The 16,953-nt window shown below is 67.4% G+C and carries 18 protein-coding genes; 6 read left to right on the top strand and 12 right to left on the bottom strand.

Annotation, left to right across the window (positions count from 1 at the left end):
• Nucleotides 1-83 precede the first annotated feature (83 nt).
• The 3 genes from THITH_RS06190 to THITH_RS06180 all read right to left on the bottom strand — a co-directional run bounded on the left by THITH_RS06190 (nucleotide 84) and on the right by THITH_RS06180 (nucleotide 3,294).
• Entirely contained in the window at nucleotides 84-1,466 is a 1,383-nt protein-coding gene (locus THITH_RS06190; RefSeq protein ID WP_006748621.1) for an MBL fold metallo-hydrolase, read from the bottom strand.
• Complete coding sequence (locus THITH_RS06185) at nucleotides 1,463-2,329, bottom strand: ATP cone domain-containing protein (protein ID WP_041483630.1); 867 nt, start codon at nucleotides 2,327-2,329, stop codon at nucleotides 1,463-1,465. Before THITH_RS06185 ends, THITH_RS06190 begins: the two co-directional genes overlap by 4 nt.
• Before the next feature lie 236 nt (nucleotides 2,330-2,565).
• The gene (locus tag THITH_RS06180) at nucleotides 2,566-3,294 is read right to left on the bottom strand and encodes a TorF family putative porin (protein WP_006748619.1); all 729 of its coding nucleotides are present in this window, start codon (nucleotides 3,292-3,294) and stop codon (nucleotides 2,566-2,568) included.
• 306 nt (nucleotides 3,295-3,600) lie between these two features.
• On the opposite strand from THITH_RS06180, the gene THITH_RS06175 reads away from it, so the two are divergent.
• The 3 genes from THITH_RS06175 (at nucleotide 3,601) to THITH_RS06165 (ending at nucleotide 6,721) form a co-directional block, all read left to right on the top strand.
• Nucleotides 3,601-5,154, top strand: coding sequence for a methyltransferase regulatory domain-containing protein (locus THITH_RS06175; RefSeq protein WP_006748618.1), 1,554 nt, complete (start codon nucleotides 3,601-3,603; stop codon nucleotides 5,152-5,154).
• A gap of 79 nt (nucleotides 5,155-5,233) precedes the next feature.
• Nucleotides 5,234-6,412: an SAM-dependent methyltransferase gene (locus tag THITH_RS06170; RefSeq protein WP_006748617.1), complete on the top strand. Its 1,179-nt coding sequence runs from the start codon at nucleotides 5,234-5,236 to the stop codon at nucleotides 6,410-6,412.
• A gap of 102 nt (nucleotides 6,413-6,514) precedes the next feature.
• Complete coding sequence (locus THITH_RS06165) at nucleotides 6,515-6,721, top strand: hypothetical protein (RefSeq protein ID WP_006748616.1); 207 nt, start codon at nucleotides 6,515-6,517, stop codon at nucleotides 6,719-6,721.
• 4 nt (nucleotides 6,722-6,725) lie between these two features.
• Here the strand turns inward: THITH_RS06165 and THITH_RS06160 are convergent, their stop codons facing one another.
• The 5 genes from THITH_RS06160 to THITH_RS06145 all read right to left on the bottom strand — a co-directional run bounded on the left by THITH_RS06160 (nucleotide 6,726) and on the right by THITH_RS06145 (nucleotide 11,851).
• Nucleotides 6,726-8,096 (bottom strand): YhjD/YihY/BrkB family envelope integrity protein, encoded by a 1,371-nt coding sequence (locus tag THITH_RS06160; RefSeq protein ID WP_006748615.1) that lies wholly within the window; start codon nucleotides 8,094-8,096, stop codon nucleotides 6,726-6,728.
• Nucleotides 8,093-8,710 carry a YdbL family protein gene (locus THITH_RS06155; RefSeq protein ID WP_006748614.1) on the bottom strand — a complete coding sequence of 206 codons (618 nt, stop codon included), beginning with the start codon at nucleotides 8,708-8,710 and terminating at the stop codon, nucleotides 8,093-8,095. The genes THITH_RS06160 and THITH_RS06155 overlap by 4 nt, the downstream gene beginning before the upstream one ends.
• Nucleotides 8,711-8,765: 55 nt before the next feature.
• Nucleotides 8,766-10,808 (bottom strand): hypothetical protein, encoded by a 2,043-nt coding sequence (locus tag THITH_RS06150; protein ID WP_232222262.1) that lies wholly within the window; start codon nucleotides 10,806-10,808, stop codon nucleotides 8,766-8,768.
• Nucleotides 10,809-10,831: 23 nt separating this feature from the next.
• Nucleotides 10,832-11,008 (bottom strand): hypothetical protein, encoded by a 177-nt coding sequence (locus THITH_RS18485; protein WP_006748612.1) that lies wholly within the window; start codon nucleotides 11,006-11,008, stop codon nucleotides 10,832-10,834.
• 90 nt (nucleotides 11,009-11,098) lie between these two features.
• Nucleotides 11,099-11,851 carry an MBL fold metallo-hydrolase gene (locus THITH_RS06145; RefSeq protein ID WP_006748611.1) on the bottom strand — a complete coding sequence of 251 codons (753 nt, stop codon included), beginning with the start codon at nucleotides 11,849-11,851 and terminating at the stop codon, nucleotides 11,099-11,101.
• A gap of 170 nt (nucleotides 11,852-12,021) precedes the next feature.
• Here THITH_RS06145 and THITH_RS06140 point away from each other — a divergent pair, with 170 nt between their 5' ends.
• The 3 genes from THITH_RS06140 to lipA are packed head-to-tail and all read left to right on the top strand — an operon-like array spanning nucleotide 12,022 to nucleotide 13,809.
• Nucleotides 12,022-12,261: a BolA family protein gene (locus THITH_RS06140; RefSeq protein WP_006748610.1), complete on the top strand. Its 240-nt coding sequence runs from the start codon at nucleotides 12,022-12,024 to the stop codon at nucleotides 12,259-12,261.
• Nucleotides 12,262-12,277: 16 nt separating this feature from the next.
• Nucleotides 12,278-12,811, top strand: coding sequence for a hypothetical protein (locus THITH_RS06135; RefSeq protein WP_006748609.1), 534 nt, complete (start codon nucleotides 12,278-12,280; stop codon nucleotides 12,809-12,811).
• Between the two features lie 26 nt (nucleotides 12,812-12,837).
• Entirely contained in the window at nucleotides 12,838-13,809 is a 972-nt protein-coding gene (gene lipA / locus THITH_RS06130; protein WP_006748608.1) for a lipoyl synthase, read from the top strand.
• Between the two features lie 21 nt (nucleotides 13,810-13,830).
• Here lipA and lipB read toward each other — a convergent pair whose 3' ends face one another.
• From lipB to THITH_RS06110, 4 genes are read right to left on the bottom strand one after another with little or no spacing between them, the layout of a single operon-like run.
• Nucleotides 13,831-14,562, bottom strand: coding sequence for a lipoyl(octanoyl) transferase LipB (gene lipB / locus THITH_RS06125; RefSeq protein ID WP_084222630.1), 732 nt, complete (start codon nucleotides 14,560-14,562; stop codon nucleotides 13,831-13,833).
• Nucleotides 14,535-14,804 (bottom strand): YbeD family protein, encoded by a 270-nt coding sequence (locus tag THITH_RS06120; protein WP_006748606.1) that lies wholly within the window; start codon nucleotides 14,802-14,804, stop codon nucleotides 14,535-14,537. The genes lipB and THITH_RS06120 overlap by 28 nt, the downstream gene beginning before the upstream one ends.
• Nucleotides 14,801-15,670: a D-amino acid aminotransferase gene (locus THITH_RS06115; RefSeq protein WP_006748605.1), complete on the bottom strand. Its 870-nt coding sequence runs from the start codon at nucleotides 15,668-15,670 to the stop codon at nucleotides 14,801-14,803. The genes THITH_RS06120 and THITH_RS06115 overlap by 4 nt, the downstream gene beginning before the upstream one ends.
• Complete coding sequence (locus tag THITH_RS06110) at nucleotides 15,667-16,917, bottom strand: D-alanyl-D-alanine carboxypeptidase family protein (RefSeq protein ID WP_025367337.1); 1,251 nt, start codon at nucleotides 16,915-16,917, stop codon at nucleotides 15,667-15,669. Before THITH_RS06110 ends, THITH_RS06115 begins: the two co-directional genes overlap by 4 nt.
• Nucleotides 16,918-16,953 lie beyond the last annotated feature (36 nt).

The raw sequence follows: 16,953 nt of genomic DNA, 5'->3' as shown, positions 1-16,953 counted from the left end.
TGCTGGGACGTTTCCCCAACGCCCGGGAGACAACCACCACAAGCGACCGCCACCCGCCCGGTCGCGGCCCGGAGGCGCCGTCGTTACGGAGCGCCCCCGCGCTCCGGGACCAGATCGACGCTCACGCCTTCCGGGAGCTCATCGACGCCGCCTTCCGGCCCACGGTCGCGCCGCAATGCTTCCGCCAGCGCAGCCCGGGCCGCGGCTTCTCCGTGCACCAGCCAGACCTGTCTCGGCACGGACGCCGCCGCCGCGAGCCACTGCTGCAACTCGTCGCAATCGGCGTGGGCGCTGAGCCCTTCGAGCACGTCGACCTGGGCCCGCACCCGCATATGCCGGCCGTGCATCTTGAGTTCGCGCTCGCCGTCGAGCAATGCCCGGCCCCGCGTCCCCGGAGCCTGGTAGCCCGTCAACAGCACGTGGTTGTCCGGTTCGCCGCCGTGCGCCAGCAAGTGGCCGAGGATACGCCCCCCGGTCAGCATGCCGCTGCCGGCAATGATCATGATCGGCCCCTCGCGCTTGTCCAGACGCCTGGCCCGCTGCGCGTGCTCGACGATGCGCACCCGGCCGAATGCGGTATCCAGATCAGCCGAGGTCAGCCGATGCTCGTCCGGGTAGTTGCGGTAGAGTTCGGAAACCTCGGCGGCCATCGGGCTGCTGAGATAAATGGGCAACTCGAGTTCGGGCCGGCGCCGCAGCAGGCGATCGATCAGCACGATCAACGTCTGCGCGCGACCGAGCGCGAACGACGGGACCAGCAGCACCGAGCGGCGTTCGATCACCCGCTCGAGCAGGCTGGCGAGGGTATCCAGCGGGTCGGCTGCAGGGTGCCGGCGATCGCCATAGGTGGATTCCATTACGACCGCGTCGACCGCCGTGGGGGGCCGCGGCGGATACATCACCGGATCGTCCGGGCGGCCAAGGTCGCCGGAAAACCAGACCCGCTGCCGCCCGTCGTCCACTTCGACACCCGCAGCGCCGAGGATGTGGCCGGCATAGTGGAACGTCGCCTGCACGGACCCGATGCGGATCGCCCGGCCGTATGCCACACTCCGGAACTGGTGCAGCGCGCGCTCGACATCGGCACTGTCGTACAGTGGCAGCGCAGGCCGGTGGCGGGACCACCCGTCGCGGTTCGCCGCGTCGGCGTCCTCCTCCTGCAGGCGCGCGGAATCCATCAGGATCACGCGCGCGACCTCGCGTCCAGGCCGGGTGGTGTATACCGGCCCGCGGAAGCCGGCCCGCACCAGCCGCGGAAGATAGCCGCAGTGGTCCAGATGGCCGTGCGTCAGCAGCACCGCGTCGATCGTGCGCGGGTCGAACGGCGGCGGCTCCCAGTTGCGCAACCGGCCCGCCTTCTCGCCCTGGAACATCCCGCAGTCGACCAGCAGACGCTGTCCAGCCGACTCGAGCAGGTGCTTGGAGCCGGTGACACCGGCCGCACCGCCGAAGCTTGCGAGTTTCATGCGGACTCCCTGCGGGCCTTGCCGCGATCGAGGATGTCCCGACATTCCCCGCGCACCCGCTCGCGCTGGCGCGCTTCGAGCCGCAGTGGCTCGAGCAGGCGCGGCTGGTCCAGCAGATCGCGGCAGAGCACCGCCCCACTCTCGATCAGACTGCGCTTCTGCGCCACCTTCAGGCTGTTCAGGCAGGTGAGCGGATGCAGCCCGTGTTGGTTGATCAGACCGCGCGTCAACGGATAGTGATCGGTGTTGTGCCCGGCGAGAATCAGGCCCTCGCAATCGGCGTAGGCGAGCGCGTCCTCACTGTAGGTGGTATTGCTCAGCACCCAGAACGCATCGTGCGCGCCAGCGTCGCCGGACATCAGATCCAGCGAACGCGCGCGCAGGTACAGCGGCAGTTTCACGTCGTTGCGATGCGTCGCGCGGTTGTGGAACTTGCACTCGGCGAACAGGCGGGTGCCATTGCGCTCGGCAATGATGTCGATTTCGTGCTGCACGCATCGGCCCTGAACGAACCGGTTGTAGTGCACCTGGTACCCCATCGCCTCGAACAGGCGGCCGCAGAACTGCTCGAACGGAAACCCGCTTGGCCCGAGGTCGAGCAGCGCCCGCTTCAAGCTATAGGTGATCGCGCTGCGGCGTGATCGGCGCTGCAGCGCCTTGCGCGCCATGCGGTACAGCTTTCCGGTGGTGATGCCGTCGCGCAGCTGCGGTTCGAGGTCTGCGATGATCTCCTCCGCCATCGCCTTGCCGGCACCCGCCCTGCGCAGCGACCTGCGGAGCTTTTCCCGCGAATACGCTTCCCGCTGCCCGTCGCTCTTGCGGACATCGATCCCGCCCCCCGCCGGACGGCCGCGCTCTGTCACCCTGCCTGCCTGCACATGCTGTCGCCTCCCGCACAGCCCGCGCTGATCCGCGCGTCAGCGACTCCCGTCATCCGTCCAGCCGGTGCGCATATAGCCCGCCGGCCATCGACACTGGATACGGCGCCGCATATCGAGCATAGCCAACGCTGCCACGACGCGCGATCGCAGGGGAAAGCGAAAACGCAAAAGGGCCCGGGTTCGCGGAACCCGGGCCCTGCTTACCGAAAGATGGCGCGTCAGAACGTCTTGGACCAGCCGACCCAGACCTTCAGGTCATCGGAGTTCGAGCTTCCAAGGGCATCCATCTCGCCGATATCCGCGTATTCCAGATTGAACGAGAACTCTCCGTAGCTCGCCGCGTCCTTCACCAGGCTGGCCGCGAAATGCCCGTAGCTGGCCTTCACGCCGTCCTTGCCATCGATGTCGAAATCGTAGTAGCCCAGCGTCAGGCCCAGCGCGAAGTCTTCGGGCAGCGGAATGTCCGCACCGATGTAGTAGTAGAGGTCTCCGGTGTCGAACAGGTCATCGTCGTTGTCGCTATTGACGGTGTACGCCAACCCCGCCTTGAGCATATCGAAACTGACTTCACCGTAGATCTCGCCGAAGTCGATGCTCTCGCTCGAATCGGGATAAGCATAGTACACATAGCCGACATCGTAACCGATGCCGTTGGCGAGCTCGCCCGCGAACCCGAGATACAGATCGAGTTCGTAGCCGGTATCGTCGCCGAAATCGACATTGGACGCCCAGGTGCCGGCGTAGAATCCGGAGTCGTGCTCGAAGTCGATGCCGCCCTGAATGGCTGCCGAATCGTCGGTCTGGGTCACGCCCCGGAACAGGTAGTTGGACACGACGCCAATGTTCGCGGAAAGTTCGGCCGAAGCGGTGGAACTCAGTGCCAGGCCGCCGGTGGACATCGCGGCGATCGCGGCGGTCGAAACGGCGGAACGAGTGAACTTCTTCATATCGGGTTCTCCTGATCGGTACGGTCTGTGGAATCACCAAGTCAACGGTGTTGACGTGTCGTTGATCGACAGACGACCTCCCTGCACGAGGCGTGCCAAGAACTCGACGTAGCCGAATCGGGTCGTTACAACAGTTGTTGCCACGATGTAACAGGCTGGCGCCCCAAGCGGGTGCGAACGCCCCCAAGCTGCGCATCGAATTGGTGCACCGACTCCACGGCCGACACGGAGTCGGCGCGGAAGCCGGCATTGTCCGACCGGCGCTTTTGTTCGAGACTCGGGCTTCACAGCGAACTGGACGCAGGCATGCCCGAAACTCTCCCCGGCTACGACGAGATCCCCTACGCGAGCTTCCCGATCACGGAAACCCACCCCGACCGGCTCGCCGCGATCGGCCACCTGTTCGGTCTGAAAGCGCCCGACCCCCGGCACGCACGCGTGCTGGAACTGGGCTGTGCGGCCGGTGGGAACCTGCTGCCAGTGGCCTGGTTCCTGCCTGGAACCCACTGTCTCGGGATCGAGCTTTCACGGGAACAGGCCTTGCGCGGCAAGGCCCTGGGCGAGGCGATGGGCTTGGCCAACCTCGCCATCGAACACCGCGACATCCTGGACTTCCCGGTGGCAGGCGAGCCCTTCGACTACATCGTCGCGCACGGCGTGTTTTCCTGGGTTCCCGAACACGTGCGCGAACACATTCTGGCGATCTGCGGGTCACGGCTGGCGCCCGGGGGCATCGCCTACATCAGCTACAACACGCTGCCCGGGGGTCGGCAGCGCGAGATGCTCCGCGATATGTTTCTCCACCACCTGCGCGGGCGCGAATCGCCGCGGGAGCGGCTTTCCGGGGCGCGGGAATTGCTGGAATTTCTCGCCACTCCGCTGGAGCAGGTGCCCGCCGGCCACGACTGGCTGCAGCAGGAACTGCAATACCTGCGAACTGCGCGCGACAGTTACCTCTATCACGAATATCTCGAGGACCGGAATGATCCCCTGCTGTTCAGCGATTTCGTGGACGCAGCATCTCGGCATGGGCTGCAATACCTGGCGGACAGCCAGCTGCATACCCTGTTCCCGTCGACCCTCGGGTCGGCGGCGGAGCAGGCGCTCTCCCGTTGCGACGACCTCGTCTGCGAACAGCAGTACGCGGATTTCCTGCGTCTGCGCCCGTTCCGCCAGTCCCTGCTGTGCCGGACCGCCGACCCGTTGAACCGCGAGATCGACCTCGACGGCCTGCTGTCACTGCCGCTGTATGCGGATCTGGTCCCTGCGCGGGACGGGCGCCGGTTCCGCAACGGCGCCGGACACGAGTTTCAGGTCGACGACCGGCTGGCGCGCGCGGTACTCGGCATTCTGGCCGCGGCGTATCCCCGCGCCCTGACGCTGGCCGAAGCGTGGCCGAAGGCCGTAGCCACCCTGTCCGCGAAACACAGGGCGAGGGCCGCCGACGGAGTCCCCGCGAGCCTCGCGCCGGTGCTGTTCAACCTGTTCGCTTCCAATGGCCTGCAGGTCACCTGGACCGCGCCGGAGTGCTGGCGGCGAGAGCCACCGGCCGCAACGACAGGCCCCTGCGCGTCCCGGCTCGCACGCATGCTGGCGAAACAGGGCGAGACGCTGATCCCCACCCCGCGCCACCAGGCGCTGGAGCTCGATCCAGTGTCCAGCCGAATGACCGGGTTGCTCGACGGAAGTCGGGACGCCCGGCAGGTCGTGGACACGCTGCTGGCAGAGGCGCTCACCGGCGCGGACTGGGCCCGGGCGCTGGCCGGCGAGCCGCCCGAGCGGATTCTCCCCGGATTGCGTGCGAACCTGGACAGTCTGCTCCGGCTGTTCGAGCGTCACGGGCTGCTGGAGACCCCGTGACGCGCGAACCGGCCTTTATCTGAAAGTCATCTTTCGGAATACTGGGCGCTAGGAACCACCGTTTGCCACGGATCGAGACATGACCCTGCTCGGCCTGCTCGAAGAATACGTCCGCGACGGAACACTGGAACTCGAACTGCCCGACGGCTCCCGCCGCGAATTCGGTTCGGGAACCCCGCATGCCAGCATTCGCCTGCACGACGCCGCGGTGATGCGCCGGATTGCTTACGATCCCGGCTTCGAGTTTGGCCAGACCTACATGGAGGGCGGCTGGGACCCGGGCGAGCAGGGCCTGCGGGCAGTGCTGGACGTCGCGATGCGGAACTTTGCCGCGATGTTCGCGCATCCGTCGCGCCACCCGCTCGGAATCCTGCGCAAGCTGCTGCAGCAGGGAAACCGGATCCGCCGGGCGTACCGGAACGTGGCGCACCACTACGACCTGGACGAATGGCTGTTCCGGCGTTTCCTCGATCGCGGGATGTTCTATTCCTGTGCCTATTTCGAACGGCCGGACATGACCCTGGAGCAGGCACAAGAGGCCAAATGCCGGATCATTGCGCGCAAGCTGTGCCTGCAACCGGGAATGCGCGTGCTGGACATTGGCAGCGGCTGGGGCGGACTGGCGCTGCATCTGGCCGAGCATCACGGTGTGCGCGTCGACGGGCTGACGTTGTCACGCGAGCAGCTGCGGGTGGCAAGCGACGAGTGCAGCCGACGCAATCTGGACGACCAGGTCGATTTTTACCTTCGGGACTATCGGGAACACCAGGGGCGCTACGACCGCATTGTGTCGGTCGGCATGTTCGAACATGTCGGTCAACCCTATTACCAGGCCTTCTTTCGCCAGGTCGATGACCTGCTCGTCGATGACGGCGTGATGCTGCTGCACACCATCGGCCGCACCAACCCGCCGGGAACCACGAATGCATGGCTGCGCCGGTATATCTTCCCCGGAGGCTATACCCCTGCGCTCTCGGAGCTGTCCGCGGCCAGCGAGCCGACCCGGCTGATGATCACCGACGTCGAGGTCTGGCGCCTGCATTATGCGGAGACGCTGGCCGAATGGTTCCGCCGGTTCCAGGAGATCCGCGAGGAGGCCGCAGAACATTTCGACGAGCGCTTCTGCCGCATGTGGGAGTTCTACCTGTCCTCCTGCGAGGGCACCTTCCGGCACTGGGACCAGGTCGTATTCCAGGTACAATTGTCGAAGGATCGCCAGACCGTACCGATCACGAGGGACTATCTCTGTGCCGATTGACTCCAGTCGCGATACCGAATCCCCTTCCGGGGTGCGCGAGACCTGCCCGGTCCGCGCATGCCGGAGAATCCGGGGTGCACCCCCCGCCGCGAGCGCCGCCCGATGAAGCGCCGGCGGATCGATGAAGGCCTGGTGATCGTCGGCCTGGTGCTGGTCGGCATCGGCGGATACGCGCTGTATCAGGGCGAAATCTTCCTGAGCCGGCTGACGGTCAGCGAAGGGCAAAGCATGGGCGGCGTCGGCGCCCTGGTGATCGGGGCGCTGTTCGTGGTCGCGGGGATCTATTTCCTGTATCAGTCCCGCCGCTGACGGGTCATCCCGCGGAACGGGCCGCCACCGCGTCCGTCTGCTGCGTCAACAAATCCCTCAGCGTGGCCGACTCCAGCGCCTGTGCACGGGACCGTTCCACGCGCGCCACCGCGTCCTCGACCGCGGGAATCCCCGCCAAGCGCTGATAGCGCGCAACGTCCTCCCCCTCCCGCAATGCGGTCAGGATCTGGTTCACCTGGATCTCCGCAAGATCCCGCCCCGGGAGATACCGCGGGTCGTCGTCGCCGGTCACGACCAGCAGGCCGGCCCGGGTCAGCGCACTCGCCGCGCCCACGAGCGCTCGGCTCGGCACCTGCAGCCGGTAGGCGATTTCGTCCAGCGACGGGGCCTTTTCGCCGGACAGGAAACGAGCGCCCACCTGGGCCATCAGGTGCAACCCCAGACGCTCACGCATCGCCCCGGAAACCTGCATGCCGGCTCCGCGCACGCGCATATACTCGGGGTGCTGGATGTAGAACGCGATATTGGATCCGATCAGCAGGATCAGCCACGCGAGATAGAGCCAGATCAGCAGCATGATCATGATCGCGAAGCCCGAGTAGATCGCGTCATAGCGGGTCGACCCGGCGACCAGTGCCGCGAACCCCCATCCGGCCGCCTGCCACAGCACGCCGGCGATTACCGCACCGATGATCGCCGGAACCAGGCGTACCCGGGTATTGGGAACGAATACATAGATGAACGTGAACGCGGCCACGATCAACGCGAACGGCAACAGATTCGACGCGACCGCGAACAGGCTCCCGATGGGCTCGACCGCGGTGACGCGTTGCATCAGCGTCGACGACATCACGGTCGCGGTCACCCCCAGTGCCGACACGACCAGCAGCGGGCCGATCATGATCACCGACAGGTAATTGCTGAAACGCTGGCTGAGGCTGCGCGTGCCCTCGATGTGCCAGATGCTGTTGAACGCCAGTTCGATCTTCTGCACCAGCGCGATCACGGTATAGACGAGGAAGATCAGTCCGATGAACCCCAGCACTCCGACGCGCATGTTGTCCACGAACGACAGCACGTTGTCGGTGATCTCCACACCCTGCTCGCCCAGCGGTTCCAACAGGCCGAGCATCAGCGGCTCCACCGCGTTGTGGGCTCCGAACGCTTTCAGCACCGAGAACGACAGCGCGAGCAGCGGCACCACCGACAACAGCGTCGTGTAGACCAGGCTCATCGCGCGCAGCGTGAGCTGTCCCTCGGTCGCCTCGCGGATGATCCCGCCCAGGCCGCGCAGAATCCCGACGAGCAGCGCCTGCATGCGGGGTAGCGCTGCCAGGTCCGCCCGATTCAGCAGGTAGTCCGCCTTCCCGCGCCACTCGGCCAAGGACGCGGCAGCACCCCGCTCAGGACTCATTTCTGCTGCCAGTTCCCGCGCGCATCCTGGTACCAGTATCCCGAGGGTGCCTCCTCGACCCAAACCCGCGCGAACGTTTCGCGCACCTTGGGCTCCCAGTCAGGCCGGTCGTTGGCGCGTGCGATTTCCCGGTACAACGCGGCGCGATCGGCGTTCTCCTCGTTCACCAGCCTTTGCACCTGCCCCCGGTCCCGCAGCGGCACCGCGGAAAGATCCCGGATCGCGACCAGGCCGTCGTTGCCGAACCCCACCGCCCCGCTGCGCAGATGCGGCGCCAGATCGGCATTGCGGGCGCGCATCGACGCGCGGATGCGGTCGGTCGCCGGCGTCTCGATTCGCAAGTCCGGAGCCTGCTGCGCCGCGGCGGGCGCCACCGCGCGTTCCAGCGCCATCGCGAGCAGCGCCATGCCAGGCGCACCCCAACGGCTGGTGGGCTCCACAGCACCCTGCGGTTCGGAATCCGGCACCTCGTCGGGGGTCTGGAGCACCTCGCGGACAATCACGCGGGCGGCCTCCTCCGCGGCAGCCGCCGGAAAATAGATATGGATCGTGACACAGGCGCTGGTCAACAGCGCCATCAGGGAAAGTACCGCCAGGTGCCGCATGGCCTTCATTTTTCTGCTCCTCGAGGCAACGGCTGCAAGCCGCGAAATCCGATGAAACGCATCGTTACTGTACAACAGGACCCGGACCGTCTCGAACAGCGTTCAGGCGGTGGATCAGTTCGGGCCAGTCGACCCGCCGGTTGTGGCCCACCACGTCGATCCGCGGGAGCCCCCCGCCCTCGACCAGCACGAACGAACCATCGGCGCGGTCGGCCACTCCCGACATCCGGCAGACGCGGCCTTCCAGATCACAGGCAAAGCCGATACGGCGATACCCGAAATCCTCGAAGAACTGCAGGAATACGGCCGAGATCGCCCCCTGCAGGCCACCGCCGAGTTCGGTCAGGTTCTGTACCGCACGCTGACTGATCCGGCGCCGCCCGGGCGCCTCGTCCACAGTCGCGATCGCAATCCGCATCCGTTCGGGCTGCCAGCCGACCAGCAGCAGATCCTCGACCTCGCCGGACACGCGGCCTTCCACGCGCCCGAAATCGAATGCCTCGGTCAGCCGCCTCAACTCGATCCTGTGGATGTCGGCAGCCACCTCGAGCGTGGGGGCACGTCCGAACAGGTCGCGGATGCGCAGGTCGCGCAACACGATATCGCCATCGAACACCTGCACCAGCAGGCGGCCATCGACCCGCAATCCGTCCAGGTCGTACGTGACTCGCGGAATCACCCCGGCGAGCTTGCCGGACAGCGGCGGCCAACCGAGACTGCGGGTCGCGGCCTCGAGATTCAATGCGCGGATGCCGCCCTCGAACTCGACCTCGGGGCCCTCGGGACGCGCGCGTACCCGCAGGAAATCGATGCCGAGCGCGCCGTCGAGCGTCGGGATCGCCACCGGTTGCCGCACCTGGAAACCGCGCGGCTCGAGGTCGAGTTCCGCCGCAAACGCGCCCAGCGGGATTCCGTACACATGCCCCCCCTGCTCGAACTCGAGAACGGCCTGCCCGGGCCCGTCGTCGCGCCAGTCTGCCTGCCCCGAAAACGCATCCAGGCCGAAGCGCCCGCGCATGTCCTCCAGACCCAGCCGGTGCCAGCTTGCCGACGCCGCGCGCAGCCGCCCTCCGGCAATCGACAGCCGGCCCTCGCCCGAACCCTGGTAGCGGCTGTCCCCAAGCACCGTTCCCGCCAGCATCGGGGCCAGCAGCAGCTCGCCCAGTTTGTCCATTCGGGGGGCCTGCCAACGGATCTCGCCTTGATCCAGGCGCGTGCCCGAGTAGCGCAGCGCCTGCGCCTGCGCGGCGGCATGCCCCCCCAGTTGCAGCGACGCATCCGCCGCCTGCCAGCTTGCCGCCCCGGTCTGCTGTAGCCTCGACACCGACATTGCCACCGGGCCCTCTTCGGAGAAATCCAGAAACCACGGATCGACGAATACCGCACCCTCGGTGAACCCGAGCTGAATATCGAAGCCTCCGGCGCGATGCGCAAACCGGCCCGCAACCGCGATCCCTTCGCCGGCACGGAGCCCCTGTGCGTCGCTGAACTCGAGATCGGCAACGCGCAGTTCCGTGCGCAATGCCTGCCGGCCCTCGCGAGTATCGAGGCTGCCCGACAACGCCAGCGTTCCCTCGGCCATCGTGACCGGCAGCGTCGGAACCGGCACCAGCGGCGAGCTTGCGAGGCCTGGAAGATCGAGATCGCCGAGCTCGAAGTCGACATTCACGCCGGTTGGATCCGCGACACCCTGGATACGGCCCCGCCCCCCGAACAACCCGGGCCAGGGCATCGCGAAGCCGACTTCGCCGGCCACCCGGTCCCAATGGAACTCCAGCGCGGCCGCGGCCAGCGTCGCCCCCGGCGCCCGGGCACTGAGTCGCCCGTCGCGGCAGGCGAGGCGGCGGTCGCTCAGCTCGACCGCCGGACACTCGAGGCGCAGCTCCGTGACCCGGCCCACTGGCTGCGGAAGACTCAGGGCATCGGCGGCCAGCTCGAAACGCGGCTGTCGCTGCACCCAGAACACCCGCGCGCGCAGGTTCTCGGCGTCCATCGCCTCGTGCACCGCGCGGCCGATATCGATCTCGATCTGGAGCCCTCGTGCGACATCCGCAGCGTTCAGACCCGGCGCTGCCAACACGCCCGCAACCAGCGTCAGTGCCTGCAACAACCGGCACCGGGCCACGGCTGTCAGACCCGTCGCCCGGAACCGACCAGGCGCTTCACCCACTCATGCAGGACCAGACGCGAGGTCTCGAGCACGCCCACCCGCTCCTGGGCCAGCACTGAAGGCATGCAGGGTCTGGCCAGCAGTCGCGCCGCTACAGGCCGGCCTGGGAACGGTTTCAGTGCAGCGACGTCGGACATGCCGGTCTTCCTGTGGGCGCGGCGGGCGGGAACCGGGGAGCGGTACCCGCCGTGACGAGTATATCAATCCGCGCGGCGCGCCGGCCCGGATCAACCCTGCCGATCGACCTCGCAGAGGCGCTCCTTTTCCGGCGGCAGGTTGTCCGGGCAACTCCCGCAGCCCTCGTTGCCTGGCAGCGCCCAATCGATCTTCTTCGGGTACGGCAGGTCCATCTCGTTCATGATGCGTACGAATTCCTCCAGCGTCCTGCCCTTGCCGAGACGCGGGTTGCGCAGCTTCTCCTGGCCGATGGTGGTGATCTGGCGTTCCTCGTAGTCGTGCGCCGGGTAGACCAGCGTCTCGTCCGGCAGGGTGAAGAACTTCTCGTGGATCGACTGGTAGAGCGCCGTGGCATCGCCGGACTGGAAGTCGGTACGCCCGCAGGCCTCGATCAGCAGCGCATCGCCGGAAAACAGCATCGGCAGGCCGCCATGATCGAACAGGTAAGCATGGTGCGTGTCGGTGTGCCCGGGCGTGAACAGCGGATTCAGCACCAGGTTACCGATCCGCATCGGCTCGCCTTCGCGCAGGCCGACGTCCCGGCACGGCAGGCCGTCCAGCGCCGGTCCGGCGAGCTTGCAGCCGGTGCGCTCGCGCAGCATCCGGCCACCGGTGATGTGATCTGCGTGGATGTGCGTCTCGATCGCGTAATCGAGCCGCAGGCCGAGTTGCTGCAGCAACTCGAGATCGCGGTCGACGGTTTCGATCACCGGGTCGATCAGCGCGGTGGTGCCGGTCTCCTGGCAGCTGAGCAGGTAGGTATAGGTGGACGACTCGGATTCGAACAGTTGCTTGAAGATCATCGGATCACTCCCTCTGGATGAAGACTGCCTGGTTGGGCCTCGCTGGCCGCTGACGGTTCCCCTGACACGCCCGCGCCGGAGGTGACCCGACATCGCGTGCGCCCACCTGTGACCGCCGGCCGATTTGGCTATGATGCGCGCGTTGGCAAAACGCTTAGCGGAGAAACCCGATGCAGTCCAGTGAAGTTGCGGAACTGATCCGCTCCCGCCTCCCTGAAGCCGAGAAGGTCGAGGTCACCGGGGGCGAGGGCAAGTTCGAGGCCGTCGTCGTCAGCCCGGTGTTCGACGGCATGAGCGCGGTGAAGAAACACCAGACCGTGTACGCCACCGTACGCGACGAGATCGCCAGTGGCGCCGTGCATGCGCTGACGATCCGGGCGATGACTCCCCAGGAGTATTCCGGATCCTGAACCGGGCGGATCGTTCATGCAGTACTGTCACCCGTTGCATGTCGCCGCGCTGCGCGAACTCCTCGGGCGTTACGGGATCGGAATCGCGGTGCATCCGCCCGCGGCCCCGCTTCCGGGCAGTTACTGGGGCGAACCCGAGGCCGGCATCGTCGGCAGCACATTGCACCTGCGCCCCGACACGCCAGTGCATTCCGCGCTGCACGAGGCCTGCCACCTGATCTGCATGGACGCCACCCGACGCAGCACCGTGCACACCGATGCGGGCGGCGACGATCCCGAGGAGGCGGCGGTCTGCCTGCTGCAGATCCTGCTGGCGGATCAGCTTCCGGGGGTCGGCCGCGAGTCGCTGATGGCGGACATGGATGCCTGGGGCTACAGCTTCCGCCTCGGCTCGACCGCCGCCTGGCTGGCCGACGACAGCGTCGATGCCTGGCACTGGCTGCAGATGCATCAGCTGATCGATGGCCGCGGCCGGGCGACCTTTCGGCTGCGCGACGCCACGCCGGCGGGCACGACGGTTTCGTGCAACCGCCCGGCCACGATGGCATAGTGCCACCGGAACCACTGGGAGGCCTGATGGAGACCCGTACACGACCGCAACCGGGAGAAAAGCAGCGCGCCGCCGACAAGGTCGCGCGCATTCCGGTGAAGATCACGCCGACCGAACAGCCGCTGCGCAAGCCGCGCTGGATCCGTGCCCAGAGCCATGCGCAGCCAGGCGTCCAGCGCATCAAGCGCGTATTGCGCGAGCAGCGTCTGCATACCGTCTGCGAAGAGGCCAGCTGCCCGAACCTGGGCGAGTGCTTCGCCCACGGCACCGCGACGTTCATGATCATGGGCGACATCTGCACCCGCCGCTGCCCGTTCTGTGACGTCGCGCACGGACGCCCGAACCCGCTGGATCCAGACGAGCCCCGGCACCTGGCCGAGACGATCGAGGCGCTGGGCTTGCGCTACGTGGTGATCACCTCCGTCGACCGCGACGACCTCCGCGACGGTGGCGCAGGGCACTTCGTCGCCTGCATCGACGCCGTTCGCGAACGAAACCCGCATACCCGGATCGAGATCCTGGTTCCCGACTTCCGCGGCCGGATGGACGTCGCGCTGGAGATCATGCGCGCCGCACCGCCGGACGTGTTCAATCACAACCTCGAGACCGTGCCGCGCCTGTACCGCAAAGCGCGGCCGGGCGCCGACTACCAGTGGTCGCTCGAACTGCTCGCGGCGTTCGCCAAGCGCCACCCCGGAATCCCGACCAAGTCCGGCCTGATGCTGGGGATCGGCGAAACCCGCGAGGAACTGCTCGAGGTTCTGCGCGATCTTCGCGCCCACGGCTGCGAGATGCTGACGCTTGGCCAGTACCTGCAACCCAGCCGTCATCACCTCCCGGTGGAACGCTACCTGGATCCGGAAGAGTTCGACGAACTCGGCGAGCGCGCGCGGGAGATGGGGTTCCGGCAGGTCGCCAGTGGCCCGATGGTGCGCTCGTCGTATCATGCCGACCAGCAGGCCCGCGAAATCGTCGCCGACCGCCCGACCGGAAGCTGAACCCGAGCGGCGTCCCGGGCGTCACCGCTCCGGGCGCGCGAGCGTTCGCACCAGCTCGCCGGGCAGCGCGGGAACCGGTTCGCGAACACAGCCGAGCCGCGCGGCGATCTCCGCCTCCAGCGCCGACGCGACCCGGTCGGCGTCGATGCGCCGCCCGAGTCGATGCAGCGACGTGCTGGCCAGTCCGGGGTACCCGCAGGGATCCATACGCTGGAACATCTCGAGCTGCGGCGCGACGTTCACCGCCAGCCCATGCATGCTGCAGCCGCTGCGGATGCGCAACCCCAACGCGGCAATCTTCGCCCCTGCCACATAGACGCCCGGCGCATCCGGGCGGCCGTAGGCCGCAACGCCGAACGATCCCAGCGTCGCCACCACCGCGTCCTGCAGCAGGTCGACCAGCGAACGCACGCCCAGCCGGTGCCGGCGCAGTTCCAGCAGCAGGTACAGCACCACCTGCCCCGGCCCGTGAAACGTCACCTGCCCGCCCCGGTCGACGCGGACCACGGGCACGGCTCCAGGCGCGACCAGATGCTCCGGCCGGGCGTTGCGGCCCAGCGTGAACACCGGTGGGTGCTCGACCCGCCACAGCGCGTCGGGGGTGGCCGGGCCACGCTCGCGCAACTGCAGCTGCATCGCCCGCCAGACGGGCAGATACGGCTGCAGACCGAGTTGGCGCGACTGCAGGATCGCGGGACTCACCGCTGGCACTGGCGGCTGCGTCCTCAAAGCACCATGCGCACCCGGCTGCATCGCTGCAGCGCCCGGTACAGCGCGTCCAGCTGCGCCTGGCTGGTCGCGGTCAGCGTGATGGTCACGCCTACATAACGGCCGCCACTGGAGTCACGGCGGACGATCTCCACCGAATCCCGATCCGGCACATGCTGCGCGATCGCGGTCTCCACCGCGGCAAACAGCTCGGGGTGCGCCTCCCCCATGACCTTGATCGGAAAACGGCAGGGAAACTTCAGCAGGCTCTCGTCCTGGTCGCTCATGCTTCTCCCTCCGGCGGTAGCGCCGATCTGCCCGCCGGCTTCGCGCTCTGGTAGGCCGCCAACGCCTCCCGCCAGACCGGCCCCGGGCAGCCGTCGCCCACGGCCCTGCCGTCCAGACGCGTGACCGGAAGCAGCTCCTTGGTGGAACTGGTCAGCCAGATCTCGTCGGCGGCACGCAGTTGGTCTTCGCCGATCGGCTGCTCGACGCACGCCCGTGCGGTATCGCGCAGCACGTCGATCAGCACCCGCCGCGTGATGCCGGGCAGGATCGCGTCGTTCAGCGGGGGCGTCTGCACACGGCCGTCGCGAACCACGAACACGTTGCTCGCCGCGCCCTCGGTCACCTGCCCGTTCCGCAGCAGGATGGCCTCGACCGCGCCCTGCTCGGCCGCCTGCTGCCGCGCGAGCACGTTCGGCAGCAGGGTCACGGCCTTGATATCGCAACGGCCCCAGCGCTGGTCCGGCAGGGTGATCGCAGCGACGCCGCGCTCGGCCAGTTCGGGTTCAGGCGACCGGATCGGGTTCACCATCGCGAACACCGTCGCGGCGGCCGTCTCCGGGAACGCGTGCTCGCGGGCCGCCACGCCGCGCGTGACCTGCAGATAGATCGCACGGTCGCCGCCCGGATTCAGGCTGAGCAGGCGTTCCAGCATCGCCCGCCAGGCAGCACCCTCGAGCGGATCGGCGATCCGGACCGCCGCCAGCGAACGGCGCAGCCGCTCCAGGTGGGCGTCGGCTTCGAACAGCACACCCCGATAGCTGGGGATGACTTCGTAGACTCCGTCCCCGAACAGGAAACCACGATCCAGCGGCGAGATGCAGACCGACTCCAGCGGCCGGTAATCTCCGTTCAGGAATGCGATCACAGAGGCCAGGCCGAACGGATCGCAAGCGCAGCGCTGTCCCACAGCCAGCGGAAGACCCCGCCGGACTCGACCGTTTCGAGCGCCACCAGCGGCTGCCGAGCCAGCGTCTCGCCGCCGAGGGTCACGCGTACCTCGCCCACGGTGGCGCCGGCCTCGATCGGGGCCATGTGCGGGCCGTGCAGTTCCATCGTCGCCTGCAGCCGATCGCCCTGGCCCTGCGGCAGCACGACCCAGAACGGCTCGGCCAGGCCGGCTTCCAGGGTGGTGCTCGCACCCTTGTACACCCGCGGCTCGTTCAGCACGGTGCCGCCTTCGAACAATTTGCGCGACTCGAAGAAACGCATGCCCCAGTTGATCAGCGCCTGCGATTCGTTCGCACGCAGGATGCCACCGCGCTGGTGATTGGGCGCGTCGATCCCCATCACCACCGCAATCAGCCGGCGATCGTTGCGCTTGGCCGAGGACACGAGATTGTAGCCGGCGGCCGAGGTCCAGCCGGTCTTCAGGCCATCGAAGCTTTCGTCGCGCCACAGCAGCAGGTTGCGGTTCGACTGCCGGATGTCGTTGTAGGTGAACGACTGCTCGCTGTAGTAGCGGTAGAGCTCCGGGAAATCGCGGATCAATGCGCGGGCCAGGCGCGCCATGTCCGCGGGAGTGGTGTACTGCGCCTCGTGACCCGGAAGCCCGTGCGGGTTCGCGAAGTACGAACGCTGCATGCCCAGCGCACGGGCCTGGGCGTTCATCAGGTCCACGAACGCGCCCTCGGAGCCTGCCACGAGTTCCGCCAGCGCGGTCGATGCGTCGTTGCCCGACTGGACGATCATGCCCCGGAGCAGATCCTCGACCGCGACGCGTTCGCCGACCTCGATGAACATGCGCGACGCGCCGTCCATGCCGGTACGCCAGGCGCGCTCGCTGATCGTGACTTTCTCGTCCAGAGCGATCTTGCCGGCCTGGATTTCGCTGAACACCACGTACGCGGTCATCAGCTTGGTCAGGCTTGCGGGCTCGCGCTCCATGTCCGGATCGCGGGACGCGAGCGGCAGGCCGGAGTCGAAGTCGACCAGGATGTAGCTCTCGGCGGTGATGTCCGACGGGGGCTGCGGGATGACCCCCAGCGAGGCGGTTGCCGGACCGGGAGTGGGCAGTGGCTGTCCGCTCAGCTGCGGGACCGACGCGACGATCAGGAACAGGGAACCGAGCAGGATCAGTAGACGCTTGTTCATCAGGATGAGTGACCTGGGCATGATGTGGAGGAAGGCACGATACCAGAGTTCGGGGTC

This window comes from Thioalkalivibrio paradoxus ARh 1 (genome assembly GCF_000227685.2).
GTDB classification, from domain to species: domain Bacteria; phylum Pseudomonadota; class Gammaproteobacteria; order Ectothiorhodospirales; family Ectothiorhodospiraceae; genus Thioalkalivibrio; species Thioalkalivibrio paradoxus.
This window is presented reverse-complemented; position numbering and strand designations above follow the sequence as displayed.

Excerpts from the sequence above, each read along its gene's own strand:
- THITH_RS06190 (WP_006748621.1), bottom strand. The coding sequence starts at position 1,466 with ATGAAACTCGCAAGCTTCGGCGGTGCGGCCGGTGTCACCGGCTCCAAG.
- THITH_RS06180 (WP_006748619.1), bottom strand. The coding sequence starts at position 3,294 with ATGAAGAAGTTCACTCGTTCCGCCGTTTCGACCGCCGCGATCGCCGCG.
- THITH_RS06175 (WP_006748618.1), top strand. The coding sequence starts at position 3,601 with ATGCCCGAAACTCTCCCCGGCTACGACGAGATCCCCTACGCGAGCTTC.
- THITH_RS06170 (WP_006748617.1), top strand. The coding sequence starts at position 5,234 with ATGACCCTGCTCGGCCTGCTCGAAGAATACGTCCGCGACGGAACACTG.
- THITH_RS06165 (WP_006748616.1), top strand. The coding sequence starts at position 6,515 with ATGAAGCGCCGGCGGATCGATGAAGGCCTGGTGATCGTCGGCCTGGTG.
- THITH_RS06160 (WP_006748615.1), bottom strand. The coding sequence starts at position 8,096 with ATGAGTCCTGAGCGGGGTGCTGCCGCGTCCTTGGCCGAGTGGCGCGGG.
- THITH_RS06155 (WP_006748614.1), bottom strand. The coding sequence starts at position 8,710 with ATGAAGGCCATGCGGCACCTGGCGGTACTTTCCCTGATGGCGCTGTTG.
- THITH_RS18485 (WP_006748612.1), bottom strand. The coding sequence starts at position 11,008 with ATGTCCGACGTCGCTGCACTGAAACCGTTCCCAGGCCGGCCTGTAGCG.
- THITH_RS06145 (WP_006748611.1), bottom strand. The coding sequence starts at position 11,851 with ATGATCTTCAAGCAACTGTTCGAATCCGAGTCGTCCACCTATACCTAC.
- THITH_RS06140 (WP_006748610.1), top strand. The coding sequence starts at position 12,022 with ATGCAGTCCAGTGAAGTTGCGGAACTGATCCGCTCCCGCCTCCCTGAA.
- THITH_RS06135 (WP_006748609.1), top strand. The coding sequence starts at position 12,278 with ATGCAGTACTGTCACCCGTTGCATGTCGCCGCGCTGCGCGAACTCCTC.
- lipA (WP_006748608.1), top strand. The coding sequence starts at position 12,838 with ATGGAGACCCGTACACGACCGCAACCGGGAGAAAAGCAGCGCGCCGCC.
- lipB (WP_084222630.1), bottom strand. The coding sequence starts at position 14,562 with ATGCAGCCGGGTGCGCATGGTGCTTTGAGGACGCAGCCGCCAGTGCCA.
- THITH_RS06120 (WP_006748606.1), bottom strand. The coding sequence starts at position 14,804 with ATGAGCGACCAGGACGAGAGCCTGCTGAAGTTTCCCTGCCGTTTTCCG.
- THITH_RS06110 (WP_025367337.1), bottom strand. The coding sequence starts at position 16,917 with ATGCCCAGGTCACTCATCCTGATGAACAAGCGTCTACTGATCCTGCTC.